A 13,618-nucleotide genomic window follows, 5' to 3' on the forward strand; every position below is an offset into this window, starting at 1 on the left:
ACCCGGCCTGCCTTGGGAACGCTGGCATCTTCGGTCAGCCGGCAGCAGCCAGGCGCTTGTAGAAATAGGTGGTGGGACAGGGCGTGCCGTCCGGCATCAGGGCGTAGTCCGGGATTTCCCCGACCCGTGTCCAGCCGGTCTTCAGGTACAGCCGTTCGGCGGCGCTGCCGCTGACCGTGTCCAGCACCAGCAGGGACTTGCCGCAGGCCCGGGCGAGCCGGTCCAGCTCGCCCATCAGCGCCTCGCCGATGCCGCGCCGACGCGCACGCCGGTGCACCAGCATCTTCGCCACGTCGGCGCGGTGCGGCTGGTTCGGCGGTTGGTCGAGGAGCAGTTGCACGGTACCGACGATCCGCCCCTCCGCTTCCGCCACCAGCAGCAGGCGTTCGTCGCCCGCCACGCTCTCGCCGACGCCGCGCCAGAAGGCCAGCGCCCGCTCCCGCGGCAACGGCCACATGAAGCTGACCGAAGCCCCGCCTTCCACGCAGTCCAGCAGTACCTCGGCCAGTTCGTCCAGGCGCGCCAGGATCTCCTCGCCAGCCAGGCGGCGAATCGTCGGTTCGGTCATCGCGGGCAAGCTCCAATGCAAGGTCGAATTTCCAATATATTGGACAGTGACTATCATGGACGAGAAAAATCCGCCAGGGCCACTCATGGATATCGACGAACTGATTGCCCGACGCCTAGCCGCCCTGCGCAAGGAGCGCGAGCTGACCCTCGCCCAACTGGCCGAACGCTGCGCGGTGAGCAAGGCGATGATCTCGCGCATCGAGCGCAACCAAAGCAGCCCCACCACCAGCGTCCTCGGCCGTCTCGCCGGCGGCCTGGGGGTCGCCCTCTCCGAGCTGCTCGGCGACGCGCAGGCGCCGGCCGAACCGCTCTGCCGGCGCGCGCAGCAGGAAGTGTGGGAAGACCCGGCCAGCGGCTACCGCCGCCGCCAGGTCGGCGCTCGCGATCCGCGCAGCGGCTGCGAGATGGTGGAAGTGGAGATCCCGGCGAACGCCCGCCTCGACTATCCCCGCTGGGGCGGCCGGCCCTACCGGCAGCGCCTGTGGCTGGTCGAGGGTGCGCTGCGGGTGGATTACGGCGAGCAGTCGTTCCACCTGCAACGCGGCGACCGCCTGGACTTCGGCGTCGACCGCGCGGTGACCTTCGCCACCGCCGGGCAAGCCTGCCGCTACCTGCTGGTGATCCTCCACGACTAGTCGTGCGGCTTTTTCCGCCGGCGCTCCGGCGACCAGTCGAGGGCGCCGACCCGGTGCAGGTAGAACAGTCCGACCAGCAGCAGGGAGACGAACAGCGTCGCCTCGACGAAACCCGCCCAGCCATTCTCCCGTAGCGACACCGCCCAGAGGTAGAGGAACGGCATCTCGATGCCGAAGATCACGAACAGCATGGCGACCAACGCGTACTTGACCGAGAAGCGCAAGCGCGACGAGCCGGTGGAATCCACCCCCGACTCGAACGGCAGGTTCTTCGCCCGGCCATGCGATCGGCCGCCCAGCACCCGGCCCAACCCCAGCATGAGCAGGCAAAGGGCGAGCGCGCCGAAGAGGTAGGCGAGCAAGGCCCAGGTCGCGGGAGCGAAGGATGTGTACATGATGGTCGCCCCTCAGCCCTGACGGGTCGCCAGCTTGAGAATGACGATGCCGGCCACGATCAGCCCCACCGCCAGCAGCCGCAACGGGCTCGGGCTTTCGCCGAAGAGCAGGATGCCCAGGGCGAAGGCGCCGACCGCACCGATGCCGACCCAGATGGTGTAGGCCGTGCCGAGGGGCAGGGTTTTCATGGAAACGGCCAGCAGGCCGAAGCTGAGGATCATGAACAGCAGGGTGACCAGGCTCGGCCACAGGCGGGTGAAGCCGGCCGACTCCTTCATGGCCGTGGCCCAGACGATTTCGAAGACACCGGCGAGCAAGAGATAGATCCACGCCATTTTCAGCCTCTCTGCAGGGTCGTCCCCGCGCAATGAAAGAGGGAAAACGGGTCGTCCCGCTTCCGGCTGAAAGTGCGTGCCGCCCGGGCGGGCGTCAGTCACCGACGGCAGCGATCCTAGCGCGTTGCCGATGCCGGGTGAACGCCTGCGCCGACGGAGTTGTTTCGCCGCGTTTCCGCGCCGCGCCCGCCGGGACGCTCGGCAGGATTGATCTAGACTTTCGCAGGATCGTGCAAGGCGTCCGTTTCGTCCTTCGCGCACACTTCGCCCGATGCATCCCTGCCTGATAAGAGATAACGCCCTGCCCGGGCCTTTCCGTGGAGAATCAGCATGCCCACCTCGCTCGTCCTGAACGGCAAGAACGTCACCCTCGACGTCGATCCCAACATGCCCCTGCTCTGGGCCATCCGGGAAAGCGCCGGCCTGCACGGCACCAAGTTCGGCTGCGGCATGGCCCAGTGCGGCGCCTGCACCGTGCAACTGGACGGCACCGCGGTACGTTCCTGCGTGCTGCCGGTCTCCGCGGTCGCCGGCAAGCGCGTCACCACCATCGAGGGTATCCAGAGCAAGCCCGGCAAGGCCGTGCAGGACGCCTGGGTCAAGCTCCAGGTACCGCAGTGCGGCTACTGCCAGTCCGGCCAGATCATGTCCGCCACCGCGCTGCTGGAGCAGAACGCCAGCCCCAGCGACGCCGACATCGATGCCGCGATGAACGGCAACATCTGCCGCTGCGCCGCCTATGTGCGGATCCGCGCCGCCATCCACGAAGCCGCCGACACCCTGAAGGCCTGACGCCATGAACAGCAAGATCGATCTGAGCAACGCCCTTCCCGGCTCGCGCCGCGGCTTCCTCAAAGGCGCCGCGGTGGTCGGCCTGACCATCGGCTTCCAGTGGAGCGGAGCCCGGCGTGCCCTCGCCGCGGCCCTGCCGGACGCCGGCTTCGCGCCCAACGCCTTCCTGCGGATCGCCCCGGACGACAGTGTCACGGTGATCGCCAAGCACGTGGAGATGGGCCAGGGCGCCTATACCGGTATCGCCACCATCGTCGCCGAGGAACTCGACGCGGACTGGAGCAAGGTCCGCGTGGAAAGCGCGCCCGCCGACGCCAAGCGCTACGCCAACCTGGCCTTCGGCACCATGCAGGGCACCGGCGGCAGTTCGGCGATGGCCAACTCCTGGATGCAATTGCGCGAGGCCGGGGCCAAGGCGCGCGCGATGCTGGTCGAGGCCGCCGCCCGCCAGTGGCGAGTGCCGGCCACCGAACTGCGCACCCGCGACGGCTTCGTCGAACATCCGGCCAGCCAGCGCAAGGCCAGCTACGGTTCGCTGGCCGCTGCGGCGGCGGAACTGCCGGTGCCGGAAAAAGTGCAATTGAAGGATCCCAAGGACTTCCGCCTGATCGGTCACCAGGCGCCGCGCGTCGACGTTCCCGGCAAGACCGACGGCAGTGCGCAATTCACCCTCGACGTCAGCCTGCCCGGCATGCTGGTCGCCCTGCTCCAGCGCCCGCCGCTGTTCGGCGCCACGGTGAAATCGTTCGACGCCACGGCGACCAGGGCGATTCCGGGGGTGGTCGAGGTGGTCCAGGTGCCGCACGGCGTGGCGGTGGTCGCCAAGGGCTTCTGGGCGGCGAAGCAAGGCCGCGACGCGCTCAAGGTCGAGTGGGACGAGAGCAAGGCCGAGAAGCGTGGTTCCGAGGCGCTGATGGCGGAGTACCGCAAGCTCGCCGAGCAACCCGGCAAGCCCGCGCGCAGGGACGGCGACGCCGCCAAGGCGGTGGCCGGGGCGACCCGCAGGATCGCCGCCAGCTACGAGTTCCCGTTCCTCGCCCATGCGCCGATGGAGCCGCTGGACGCGGTGGTCAGGCTGACCGCCGACAGCTGCGAGATCTGGGCCGGCGACCAGTTCCAGACCGTTGACCAGGGCAACGCGGCGCGCACCGCCGGGCTGAAGCCGGAGCAGGTGAAGATCAATACGCTCTACGCCGGCGGCAGCTTCGGCCGGCGCGCCAACGCCTGGTCGGACTATATCGTCGAGGCGGTATCGATCGCCAAGGCGCTGGGCGCCAACGGCGTGCCGGTGAAGCTGCAATGGACCCGCGAGGACGACATCCACGGCGGTTTCTACCGGCCGATGTACTACCACCGGCTCGAAGCCGGGCTCGACGCCGACGGCAAGCTGGTCGGCTGGCAACATCGCATCGTCGGCCAGTCGATCCTGGAAGGCACGCCGTTCGCCGCGGTGATGGTCAAGGACGGCATCGACGCCACCTCGGTGGAAGGCGCCGCCAACCTGCCCTATGCGGTGCCCAATGTCTCGGTCGAGCTGAGCACCACCCAGGTCGGCGTGCCGGTCCTGTGGTGGCGGGTGGTCGGCAGCTCGCACACGGTCTACGCGGTGGAGGCGTTCATCGACGAGGCGGCGCAGGCCGCCGGCAAGGACCCCTACCTGTTCCGCCGCGACCTGCTGGCAGAGCAGCCGCGCCTGCGCGGCGTGCTCGAACTGGCTACGGAAAAGGCCGGCTGGGACCCGTCCAGGCCGCTGCCCGCCGGGCGCGGGCGCGGGATCGCGGTGACCGAGGCATTCAAGACCTTCGTCGCCCAGGTGGTCGAGGTCTCGGTGGACAAGGACGGCAAGCTGAAGGTCGAGCGGGTGGTCTGTGCGGTGGACTGTGGCATCCCGATCAACCCGGACGTGATCGCCGCGCAGATGGAGGGCGGCATCGGCTTCGGCCTCGGCGCGATCCTGCACAGCGCGATCACCCTGAAGGACGGCAAGGTCGAGCAGAACAACTTCGACGGCTACCAGGTGCTGCGGATCGCCGAGATGCCCAAGGTCGAAGTGCACATCGTGCCCTCCGGCGAAGCGCCCACCGGGGTCGGCGAACCCGGTGTGGCGCCCATCGGCCCGGCGCTGGCCAATGCGATCTTCGCCGCCACCGGGCAACGCCTGTACAACCTGCCCTTCCCCACCTCCTTCGCCAAGGCCTGAGCGAGACGCCCGCCGGCAGCTCCACGGCTGCCGGCGCGGCGCGGGCGGCCCTCCGAGGTTCGCCGCCGACCATACGGGTCCCCCCGGTGTCGCGCCGATTTGCCTCCGCCCGGCGTCGGGCGCAGACTTCAGCGTCCATTCGCCCGCGTAGCCAAGCATGACCGAGCCTCTCCCTTCTTCGTCCCTGGGCCCCGCCCTGCGTCGCTGGCGCCTGCTGCACCGGGTCAAGCAAACGCATGCCGCCGAATTGCTCGGCGTGGCGCAATCGACCATCTCGCGCTGGGAGTCCGGTACCCAGGCGCTGCTGGTGGAGGAACGGGCACGCCTGGAGCGTCTGCTCGGCGCCCGCCTGGAAGCCGCCGCCGACCAGGCACTGGCCCGCCTGGTCGAGGCCAACCCGCAACCCGTGCACCTGATCTGCGACCTCACCCATCGCCTGTTGGCCTGTTCGCCGGCACGCGCCGCGCAATTCGGCGTGCCTCTCGGCGAACTGCTCGACCGTTCGCTGTGGCCCTATTGCAGCGAGGAAATCCTCCGCCAGGAAGCCACCCTCGAGGAACTCGGCTGGCGCGAACTGCTGGCACCGCCGGCGCTGGAGTTCGCCAGCGGAGCGAACGCCTCGGCCATCGTGCCGATCCGGCGCAGCCGTTGCCGCTGGACCCGCATGACCCTCTCGGACGGACGCGCGGTGCGCCTGGTGGAAACCCTCTGAACGTCGCCGCGGATATTTTATCCATGGACCTTCAGCACCGCCGCGCCTAGGCTTGCAGGCTCGTTTCACCGGTAGCGGAGCCCGCGCCATGTCCCTCGAACTGCTGAGCAACCGCCTCGAATTCCTCCGCGAAGCCGAACGCCTGAAAGACGTCCTGCGCTCCGCGCACACCTCCTCCGGCCGCCCGGAAAGCACCGCCGAACATAGCTGGCGGCTGTGCCTGATGGCACTGGCCTTCGAGGACCAACTGGCCGGCCTGGACCTCGGCAAGGTCCTGCGCATGTGCGTGGTCCACGACCTCGGCGAAGCGATCCACGGCGACATCCCCGCCGTCGAGCAGGCCGCGCACCCGGACAAAGGCGAACAGGAACGCGCCGACCTGTTGCAGCTGACCCGTCACCTCGACGCGCCGCTGCGCGACCGCCTGCTCGCCCTGTGGGACGAATACGAGCGCGGCGAGTCCGCCGAAGCCCTGGCAGTGAAGGCCCTGGACAAGCTGGAAACCCTGCTCCAGCACACCCAGGGCGACAATCCGGCGGACTTCGACTATGCCTTCAACCTCGACTACGGCCGTCGCTATACCGACCGCGCACCGCTGTTCAAGACCCTGCGCGAGCTACTCGACGCCAGGACCCGACAGCGCCTCGCAGCTCGGCGCGACGCCTAGCGTGCGCCCGCCCGGGCAGCGTTACCAGCGCCACCGCCTACGTAGCTCGCCATGGCTACAGGGAAGCGGCTGGCACGTTTCCACCGACCGGGGCCTGTCCTGCACGCCTCAGTAAAGGCGCGCCTTGATCAGCGGCCGCAGCAGGTAGTTGAGCACGCTGCGCTTGCCGCTGAGGATGTCCACCTCGGCGACCATCCCCGGAATGATCGGCAATACCTCCTCGCCGCGCTTCAACTGGCTGCCATCGGTCTTGATCAGCACCTGGTAGTAGGACTCCTTGCCATGCGGGGTGTCCTCCTCGATGGTGTCGGCACTGATCTGCTCCAGGGTGCCCTTGAGGTCGCCGTAGATGGTGTAGTCGTAGGCGGTGATCTTCACCTTGGCCGGCATGCCGGGAACCAGGAAGGCCACGTCGCGCGGCTTGATCTTCGCCTCCACCAGCAGACGCTCCTCTACCGGGATCACTTCCATGATCGGCTCGCCGGGCTGGATCACCCCGCCGCGGGTGTTGATCAGCACGGTGTTCACCCGCCCGCGCACTGGCGACAGGATCTCGGTGCGGCGCAACTGGTCCTGGCGCTGCTGGACGATCGGTTCCAGGGCGCTGAGATCGGCCTTGCGCTGTGCGCGCTCGGTATAGGCATCCTGGAAATAGGTGCTTTTCAGCTCGGTCAGCTTGCCGCTGAGGGTGGCGATGTCCTGGCTCAGCTTGAGCGCCTCCATCTGGCTCACCGCACGCTTGGCCACCAGCGGGCGAACCAGGTCGAGCTGGCTCTGCGCCAGGTGGATCTGCCGCTGGATCGCCTGGGTGCCCTCCACCAGTTTGTCGCGGCGCGACTTGAACAGCTCGCGTTCGGAACGCGCCAGCGGCCCCTCGGGATCGACGTCCGGCGGGAACTCGATGCTCTTCTTGCCTAGCACCTCGGCGTCGAGCCGGGCAATGGCCGCGCGCAGCACGCTGGCCTGGTTCGCCGACTCCTGGAAGTTGGTGAGGAAGCGCGTCTCGTCGAGGCGCACCAGCGGCTGGCCGACTTCCACCAGGTCGCCCTCCTTCACCAGCAGGCGGTCGAGGATGCCGCCCTCCAGGCTCTGGATCTTCTGGATGCGGCTGAACGGCACGACCCGACCGTCGCCGCGGGTCACCTCGTCCAGTTGCGCCCAGGCCGCCCAGCCGATGAACAGCAGCACGCAACCGAGCAGGGTCCAGAGCAGCGGCCGGTAGACCGGGTGGGTAGCCGCCAGCAACGGGTCGGCCAGTTGCCGGCGCAGGGCGGCGGCGTCGCGGTCAGAGTCCATGGTTGCCTCCTTCGGCGGCCTGCGGTGCCTGTACCTGGTTGCCCTGCACCACCTGCTCCAGCGGGCCGTCCATGATCACCCTGCCCTGGCGCAGGACCACCGCACGCTCGACCAGGGCGAGCATGCTTTTCTTGTGGGTGGTGATGACCAGGGTGCGCTTGCCCAACCATTGCTGCAGGTAGTCGATGACCTGTTTCTCGCTGCCCTGGTCGAAGGCCGCGGTCGGCTCGTCGAGCAGCAGGATCGGAGGGTCCTGTAGCAGCACCCGGGCCAGCCCGACGGCCTGGCGCTGGCCGCCGGACAGGCTGGCATTGCCCTGGATCGGCATGTCCAGCCCCAGCGGGTGGCCGCGGACGAAAGCGCCCAGGCCGACCCCGTCGAGGGTCTCCAGCAGTTCCTCGTCGCCCAGCGCGGCGTTCTCCAGGTTGAGGTTGTCGCGCAGGCTGCCATGGAACAGCGCCACGTCCTGCGGCAGGTAGCCGATACCGCGCTGGCGGTCGGCCGGGTCGATCTGGGTCAGGCTGACGTCGTCCAGCAGCAGGCGTCCCGCCTGCGCGTCGAGCAGGCCGCTGAGCAGGCGCAGCAGGGTCGACTTGCCGGCGCCGTTGCCGCCGAGCAGCGCCACCCGCTCGCCGGCGCGGATGTTCAGGGCCTGCACGTCGACCACCGGCGGGCTGTCGCCGTGGGCCAGGCGCACGCCCTCCAGGCGGTAATGTCCCTGCAGGCGCTCCTTGTGCACGAAGCGCTTGCCCTGGGGTCGCTCCTGCTCGGCGCTCATCAGTTGGTCGAGGCCTTCCATCGCCACCTTGGTGTGCTGCCAGCGACCGAGGATGCCGGCCGCCTGCGACAGCGGTGCGATGGCCCGCGAGGCGAGGATCGAGCAGGCCACCAGGCCGCCGACGGTCATCGCGCCCTCGCTGATCCGATAGACGCCGAAGACCACCACGCCGACGTAGCAGAGCTGCTGGACGATGCTCGCCGAGTAGCTCAGGGTCGAGGCCAGGGTATGGGTCTTCATCGCCGTACCGGCCAGTTCGCCGGTCAGGGTTTCCCACTGGTGCAGGCAGCGGCCTTCGGCGCGGGTCGCCTTGACCGTCTCCAGGTGCTCGAAGGCTTCCAGCAGCACGCCGTTCTTCATCGCCCCTTCGCGCAGGTTCTGCCGCGACAGGTGGCCGAGCAGGCGCTGGGTCAGCAGCCCCGGCAGGATCATCAGCACGCAGGCCACCAGCGGCACCCAGACCACATGGCCGCCGATCACGGCGATGATCAGCAGGAAGATCGCCACGAACGGCAGGTCGCTGATCAGCGCCGCGCTGGACGAGGTAAAGAACTCGCGCACCGACTCGAACTCCCGCACCTGGGTACTGAAGGCGCCCATCGACGCCGGCTTGGCGGCGACCCGGGTGCTCAGCACGCGGGAGAACAGCAGGGTCGAGAGTTGCAGGTCGAGGCGCTTGCCGAGCACATTGAGCAGGTGGCCGCGCATGATCCGCAGGACCCCGTCGAGGACGATCGCCAGGGCCACGCCGCTGGCGAGGATCCACAGGGTGTCGAACGCCGCGTTGGGCACCACGCGGTCGTAGACCTGCATGGCGAACAGTGCCGAGGCGACCGCCAGGACGTTGGCCACCAACGCCGCGGCGGTGACCTCGGCGTAGGAACGCCAGAGCCGCTTGAGCGGGCCGAAGAACCAGTGTTCGGGCAAGGCGCTGGCGTAGTCGCCGACCCGCCCGTCCGGGCGGTAGCGGCACTTGGCGAAGACCGCCGTGCCGCTGTACAGCGCTTCCAGCTCGGCCAGCGGCATCCTCTGGCTTCCGCCGTCGCTCTGCGGTACCAGCACCTCGGCGTGCTCGCCGTCGTTGCCCACCAGCACCAGGGCGCGGCCGTCGTCGAGCAGCAGCAGGGCCGGCAGCAGGTAGCGATCGATCCGGCGCAACGGCTGGCGGGTGACCTGGGCGGTGATGTCGGCGCGGCGCAACGCGCGGGCCACCAGGTGCAACGGCAGGCGACCGTGCTCCAGCGGCATGCCGTCCACCAGTTCGGCGTCGCCGAGCGGTCGGCCAAGCTGCCGGCAGAGCAGCAACAAGCCCTGGCGCAACGGGTCGACGATGGGGTCGTGGTTGAGGATCACGACGTTATCCGGGGTTTTCTCAGCTTCCATGATTCAGCCGGTTCTCCAATAGCGGACCCAACAGGCCGACTTGCGCGGCCGCCCGATACTCGATGCGCTTGCGTTCGATCCGCAGGTTGATCAGTTGCCGCTCTGCCTCGAACCGCTCGCGCTGCACGTTGAGCAGGTCGATCACGTCGCGCCGGCCAACCTCGAACTGTTCGCGATACAACTCGCCGACCTGCTCCGACTCGGTCACCTGCTGGGTCAGCGACTGTTCCCGCCAGCGCAGCGTGTCGCCGTTGTCGAAGAGGTTCTGCAGTTGCCGGCGGATGTCGCGCTGCATCGCGTCGGCGCTCCATTTCGCCGACTCCAGGCGCTGCTGCGCGGCGGTCGGCCGGCGGAAGTTGGAAAGCCCCTGGAAGGTGTCCATGCGGAAGCGCAGGGATACCACCGAGTCGCTTTCCGGATGCCCGCCGATCTCCCGGCGCAGCGCGCTGGCCTCCAGGTTCAGTTGCGGCAGCAGCGACGCCTTGGCCTCGCGGACCTCGGCCTCGGCGACATTGGCGTCCTCCAGGGCCTTGCGCTGCAAAGGCGATTCGCGGATCACCCGCGCCACATCGCTGGCCGCCAGGTAGCGTTGCAGCGACATCGGCTCGGGCTCCACCAGGTCGGCGGGCTCCTGGCCGACCAGGATCGCGTACTGGTTGCGCGCGTCCTGCAGGTTGCCCTTCTCCAGCGACAACTGCTCCTGGGCCCGCGACAGTTCCAGATTGGCGCGATCCAGCTCGCTGCGGTCGGCGTAGCCGTCGCCGCCGCGCGCCTGGGTCATCTCGCGGATGCCGTCGAGGCGCTGGATGTGTTCGCGCACCGCCTCCACCCGGCGCTCCGAGGCAAGCACGTCGAGGTAGGTCTCGACGATATCCAGCGCCGCATCGTCGCGCGCCACCAGCACCGCCTCGGACAGCTTGCGCTGGGTCGCGCTGGCGCTGTCGACCTTGCTCGTCACCCGACCCCAGTCGTACAGCATCTGCGACGCGGTGAGATCGTAGACGATCTCGCCGAAGTCGAACTCCTGCGGCCCCCCGGACATCGTCACGGAGGGGTAGTACCCCCCTTTGGCCATCTCCACCTCGGTGCCTGCACGGTCCGCTTCGGCCATCGCGGATCGTACTTCCGGGTGGATCGCCAGCCCTGCCCTGACCGCCTGGTCGAGGGGCATGGCCGACGCGAACATCGGCAGGCCCAGGGAAAGGAGCCAGATGGCTCCCTTCCCATGCCGCCGTCCCTTGCGCGCGTACTGCCTGCGCCCGCGCATCAGACCACGACCTGTACCGTGTTGTCCTCGATCAGCAGGGTGGTACTGCCGAAGGTGTAGACGTCGTAGGTAATGCCGTTGATCAGTTGCGTGGTACCGGTATTCACCGCGCCCACCACGTTCAGGGTGTCGTTGTTCTCGCCGGTGATCTGCAACGTGTTGTTGGCATCGGTGATGGCATCCACCTCCGCCGCGGTCAGGGTCAGCACGCTACCCGAATCGCCCTTGCCGAGGTCGATGCGCTCGAGGTTGCTGAGCGTGCCGACGCCGACGGCGTTGTAGTCGAGGTCGATGCCGTTGGCCAGGACCAGGGTGTCGAACCCGGCGCCGCCATCGATGCTGACGAAATCGGTCGCGGTGATCTGGATGGTGTCGTTGCCGTTGCCGGCCACCACGTGATCGCCGGTGCCCACGTTGAAGATCAGGTCGCTGCCGTCGCCGCCGTTGATGTGCTCCGAACTGCCGTTGGCGCCGGACAGCACGTCGTCGCCGGAAGTACCGTTGACATCGATCTGGCCGATATTGAGCGACAGTCCGTTGGGGGTCAGGGTGATCCCGTAGGCGGCGCTGTCGTTGCCATTGGAGTCGGTGGACACCAGGTTGAACGAGATCTGCGAGCCGAGGTTGAGGATGTCGGTGATGTTCAGCCCCAACTGGGTGAGGATGGTCGGGCTCAGCAGGTTCAGCGAGAAGTTTCCGGACGAATCCGCCTGGATCGGCAGCAATTCGACGTTCAACGCCGGGGTGATGACCCGGATCACCACGCTGGAGTCAGGCTCGGTGGTTCCGCTGAAACCGAAACGCGGGTTCAGCGGGTTGAGGCTGACGTCGAGGCCGAAGTTGCCGATGGTCACCGGTTGCTCGATGCTGGTGCCGACGCCGATGCTCGCCGTGTTGCTCGGGTTGCCGGCCGGGTCGCGTCCGACCACCGACACCTGGGCATTGAGCAACTGGTCCCAACTGAAGTCGATGTCCAGGTCGGTGAGCAGGTTCAGCGACGCCAGCCCGCTGTTGTCGGCGGTCACCGTGGCGGTGGCGGTCACCCCGCCGACGTCGACGGTCACCGTCAACTCGGTCCCTGGCTCCGCCGAGATGGTCAGGATGTTGCCGACCAGGGACAGCACCGGGGTCGCCGGCGGAATGGTGTCGATGGTGAACGGCACCGGGGTCGACGCGGTGCCGCCGTTGATGTCGGCGGTGACGGTCGAGGCGCCCTCCGGGAACGGGCCCATGCCGCCGGGAGGCGTCAGGGTCAGGGTCAGGTTGCCGGCGGCGATGTCGCCGGCGGTGAGGGTATGGCTGACCTCGGCCTCGTAGCCGTTCTGCCCGGCGAACTTGACCGTGACCACCTGGCCGACCTGCATGGTCGGACGGACCGTCACATCGACCTGGATGCCGTCGCCGATCTCCGCGGCGTTGATCCAGGTATCGGCGGCTTCCGGCACGCTGATGGTCGGCGGCGCCAGGTCCGGCGCGTTGATGGTGGCCGGCCCGCTGACGTTGCCGGCGGCGTCCACGGCAACCCCGGCGATCAGTTCGCCGGTGATCAGCGGCGGCGCGAACGGCAGGCTGAAGTTGCCGGCGCCGTCGACGGTGACCGTGATCGGGTTGGCGGTGTCGCCGTTGACCACGATACGCACCTGACTGTTCGGCTCGGCGGTGCCGGTCAGCAGCGCGCCGTCGGCGCTGATGCTCAGCAGCGGAGCGGACGGCGCCACCGAGTCCACCGTGGTGCTGGCCGGACCGCTGGCGTTGCCCGCGGCGTCTTCGGCGACGGCGTTGATCACCGTACCGTTGGCCAGCGGCGTGCCGGGGGTGAAGGTCCAGTTGCCACTGCCGTCGGCGGTGGTCTCGCCGATCGGGTTGCCGTTGCCGTCGGTGAGGATCACTTTGGCGCCGACCTCGGCGGTGCCGGTGATCACGCTGCCGTTGCTGGCATTGATCACCGGCGTGGCCGGCGCCGCCGTATCCACCGTGGTGCTGGCCGGACCGCTGGTATTGCCGGCCGGGTCCTGGGCCACGGCGTTGACCACCGTGCCGTTGGCCAGCGGCGTGCCCGGCGTGAAGCTCCAGTTGCCGCTGCCGTCGGCGGTGACCTGCCCGATCGGGTTGCCGTTGCCATCGGTCAGAGTCACGCTGCTGCCCGGCTCGGCGGTGCCGCTGAGCGTGGTGCCGTTGCTCGGGTTGAGCACCGGCGCCGCCGGGGCTTGCGAGTCCACGGTGACGCTGGCGCCCGGGCTGCTATTGCCGGCGGCGTCCTGGGCCACCACGTTGACCACGGTGCCGTTGGCGATCGGCGTGGACGGGGTGTAGGTCCAGTTGCCGCTGCCGTCGGCGGTGACCTCGGCGATCGGATTGCCGTTGCCGTCGGTGAGGATCACCGTGCTACCCGGTTCCGCAGTGCCGCTGAGGCTGCTGCCGTTGCTCAGGTTGACGGTCGGCGTGGTCGGCGCCACGCCATCGACGGTGGTGCTGCCCTGGCCGCTGGTGTTGCCCGCCGGATCGGTGGCCGTGGCGTTGACCACGGTTCCATCCGCCAGCGGCGTGGACGGGGTGAAGCTCCAGTTGCCGCTGCCGTCGGCGGTGA

General features: G+C 68.7%; 12 protein-coding genes. 5 read left to right on the top strand and 7 right to left on the bottom strand.

Annotated elements, in window-relative coordinates; genetic code table 11:
* Positions 1–34: 34 nt before the first annotated feature.
* On the bottom strand, positions 35–568 hold the full coding sequence (locus tag HMPREF2716_RS04555; protein ID WP_003102722.1) for a GNAT family N-acetyltransferase: 534 nt from the start codon (positions 566–568) through the stop codon (positions 35–37).
* A gap of 85 nt (positions 569–653) precedes the next feature.
* On the opposite strand from HMPREF2716_RS04555, the gene HMPREF2716_RS04560 reads away from it, so the two are divergent.
* Positions 654–1,205 carry a helix-turn-helix domain-containing protein gene (locus HMPREF2716_RS04560; protein ID WP_034034136.1) on the top strand — a complete coding sequence of 184 codons (552 nt, stop codon included), beginning with the start codon at positions 654–656 and terminating at the stop codon, positions 1,203–1,205.
* Here the strand turns inward: HMPREF2716_RS04560 and ndhC are convergent.
* Together ndhC and HMPREF2716_RS04570 are read right to left on the bottom strand one after the other, a co-directional pair.
* On the bottom strand, positions 1,202–1,600 hold the full coding sequence (gene ndhC, locus HMPREF2716_RS04565; RefSeq protein ID WP_023082958.1) for an NADH-quinone oxidoreductase subunit A: 399 nt from the start codon (positions 1,598–1,600) through the stop codon (positions 1,202–1,204). The genes HMPREF2716_RS04560 and ndhC overlap by 4 nt on opposite strands.
* A gap of 12 nt (positions 1,601–1,612) precedes the next feature.
* Positions 1,613–1,936 (bottom strand): DMT family transporter, encoded by a 324-nt coding sequence (locus tag HMPREF2716_RS04570; RefSeq protein ID WP_003102734.1) that lies wholly within the window; start codon positions 1,934–1,936, stop codon positions 1,613–1,615.
* Between the two features lie 330 nt (positions 1,937–2,266).
* On the opposite strand from HMPREF2716_RS04570, the gene HMPREF2716_RS04575 reads away from it, so the two are divergent.
* The 4 genes from HMPREF2716_RS04575 (at position 2,267) to HMPREF2716_RS04590 (ending at position 6,307) form a co-directional block, all read left to right on the top strand.
* Positions 2,267–2,728, top strand: a complete 462-nt coding sequence (locus tag HMPREF2716_RS04575; protein WP_003102736.1) for a (2Fe-2S)-binding protein — start codon at positions 2,267–2,269, stop codon at positions 2,726–2,728.
* Positions 2,729–2,732: 4 nt separating this feature from the next.
* Positions 2,733–4,928, top strand: coding sequence for a xanthine dehydrogenase family protein molybdopterin-binding subunit (locus HMPREF2716_RS04580; protein ID WP_070621826.1), 2,196 nt, complete (start codon positions 2,733–2,735; stop codon positions 4,926–4,928).
* A 157-nt stretch (positions 4,929–5,085) separates the two neighbouring features.
* Complete coding sequence (locus HMPREF2716_RS04585; protein ID WP_003088112.1) at positions 5,086–5,640, top strand: helix-turn-helix domain-containing protein; 555 nt, start codon at positions 5,086–5,088, stop codon at positions 5,638–5,640.
* Positions 5,641–5,728: 88 nt separating this feature from the next.
* Positions 5,729–6,307 carry an HD domain-containing protein gene (locus tag HMPREF2716_RS04590; RefSeq protein WP_003102740.1) on the top strand — a complete coding sequence of 193 codons (579 nt, stop codon included), beginning with the start codon at positions 5,729–5,731 and terminating at the stop codon, positions 6,305–6,307.
* A gap of 108 nt (positions 6,308–6,415) precedes the next feature.
* Here HMPREF2716_RS04590 and HMPREF2716_RS04595 read toward each other — a convergent pair whose 3' ends face one another.
* The 4 genes from HMPREF2716_RS04595 to HMPREF2716_RS04610 form a co-directional block, all read right to left on the bottom strand.
* Positions 6,416–7,603: a beta-barrel domain-containing protein gene (locus tag HMPREF2716_RS04595; RefSeq protein WP_003102741.1), complete on the bottom strand. Its 1,188-nt coding sequence runs from the start codon at positions 7,601–7,603 to the stop codon at positions 6,416–6,418.
* The gene (locus tag HMPREF2716_RS04600; protein ID WP_003114950.1) at positions 7,593–9,764 is read right to left on the bottom strand and encodes a type I secretion system permease/ATPase; all 2,172 of its coding nucleotides are present in this window, start codon (positions 9,762–9,764) and stop codon (positions 7,593–7,595) included. The genes HMPREF2716_RS04595 and HMPREF2716_RS04600 overlap by 11 nt, the downstream gene beginning before the upstream one ends.
* The gene (locus HMPREF2716_RS04605) at positions 9,754–11,031 is read right to left on the bottom strand and encodes a TolC family protein (protein WP_034009214.1); all 1,278 of its coding nucleotides are present in this window, start codon (positions 11,029–11,031) and stop codon (positions 9,754–9,756) included. The genes HMPREF2716_RS04600 and HMPREF2716_RS04605 overlap by 11 nt, the downstream gene beginning before the upstream one ends.
* On the bottom strand, positions 11,031–13,618 hold a 2,588-nt coding region (locus tag HMPREF2716_RS04610; protein WP_256548104.1), incomplete at its 5' end, for an Ig-like domain-containing protein. The genes HMPREF2716_RS04605 and HMPREF2716_RS04610, both read right to left, overlap by 1 nt.

Origin of the sequence: Pseudomonas sp. HMSC076A11, from assembly GCF_001810205.1 — a bacterium.
GTDB classification, from domain to species: Bacteria; Pseudomonadota; Gammaproteobacteria; order Pseudomonadales; family Pseudomonadaceae; genus Pseudomonas; species Pseudomonas aeruginosa.

Bases quoted from the DNA above. Each gene is read 5' to 3' on its own strand.
- HMPREF2716_RS04555 (WP_003102722.1), bottom strand. From the start codon at position 568: ATGACCGAACCGACGATTCGCCGCCTGGCTGGCGAGGAGATCCTGGCG.
- HMPREF2716_RS04560 (WP_034034136.1), top strand. From the start codon at position 654: ATGGATATCGACGAACTGATTGCCCGACGCCTAGCCGCCCTGCGCAAG.
- ndhC (WP_023082958.1), bottom strand. From the start codon at position 1,600: ATGTACACATCCTTCGCTCCCGCGACCTGGGCCTTGCTCGCCTACCTC.
- HMPREF2716_RS04570 (WP_003102734.1), bottom strand. From the start codon at position 1,936: ATGGCGTGGATCTATCTCTTGCTCGCCGGTGTCTTCGAAATCGTCTGG.
- HMPREF2716_RS04575 (WP_003102736.1), top strand. From the start codon at position 2,267: ATGCCCACCTCGCTCGTCCTGAACGGCAAGAACGTCACCCTCGACGTC.
- HMPREF2716_RS04580 (WP_070621826.1), top strand. From the start codon at position 2,733: ATGAACAGCAAGATCGATCTGAGCAACGCCCTTCCCGGCTCGCGCCGC.
- HMPREF2716_RS04585 (WP_003088112.1), top strand. From the start codon at position 5,086: ATGACCGAGCCTCTCCCTTCTTCGTCCCTGGGCCCCGCCCTGCGTCGC.
- HMPREF2716_RS04590 (WP_003102740.1), top strand. From the start codon at position 5,729: ATGTCCCTCGAACTGCTGAGCAACCGCCTCGAATTCCTCCGCGAAGCC.
- HMPREF2716_RS04595 (WP_003102741.1), bottom strand. From the start codon at position 7,603: ATGGACTCTGACCGCGACGCCGCCGCCCTGCGCCGGCAACTGGCCGAC.
- HMPREF2716_RS04600 (WP_003114950.1), bottom strand. From the start codon at position 9,764: ATGGAAGCTGAGAAAACCCCGGATAACGTCGTGATCCTCAACCACGAC.
- HMPREF2716_RS04605 (WP_034009214.1), bottom strand. From the start codon at position 11,031: ATGCGCGGGCGCAGGCAGTACGCGCGCAAGGGACGGCGGCATGGGAAG.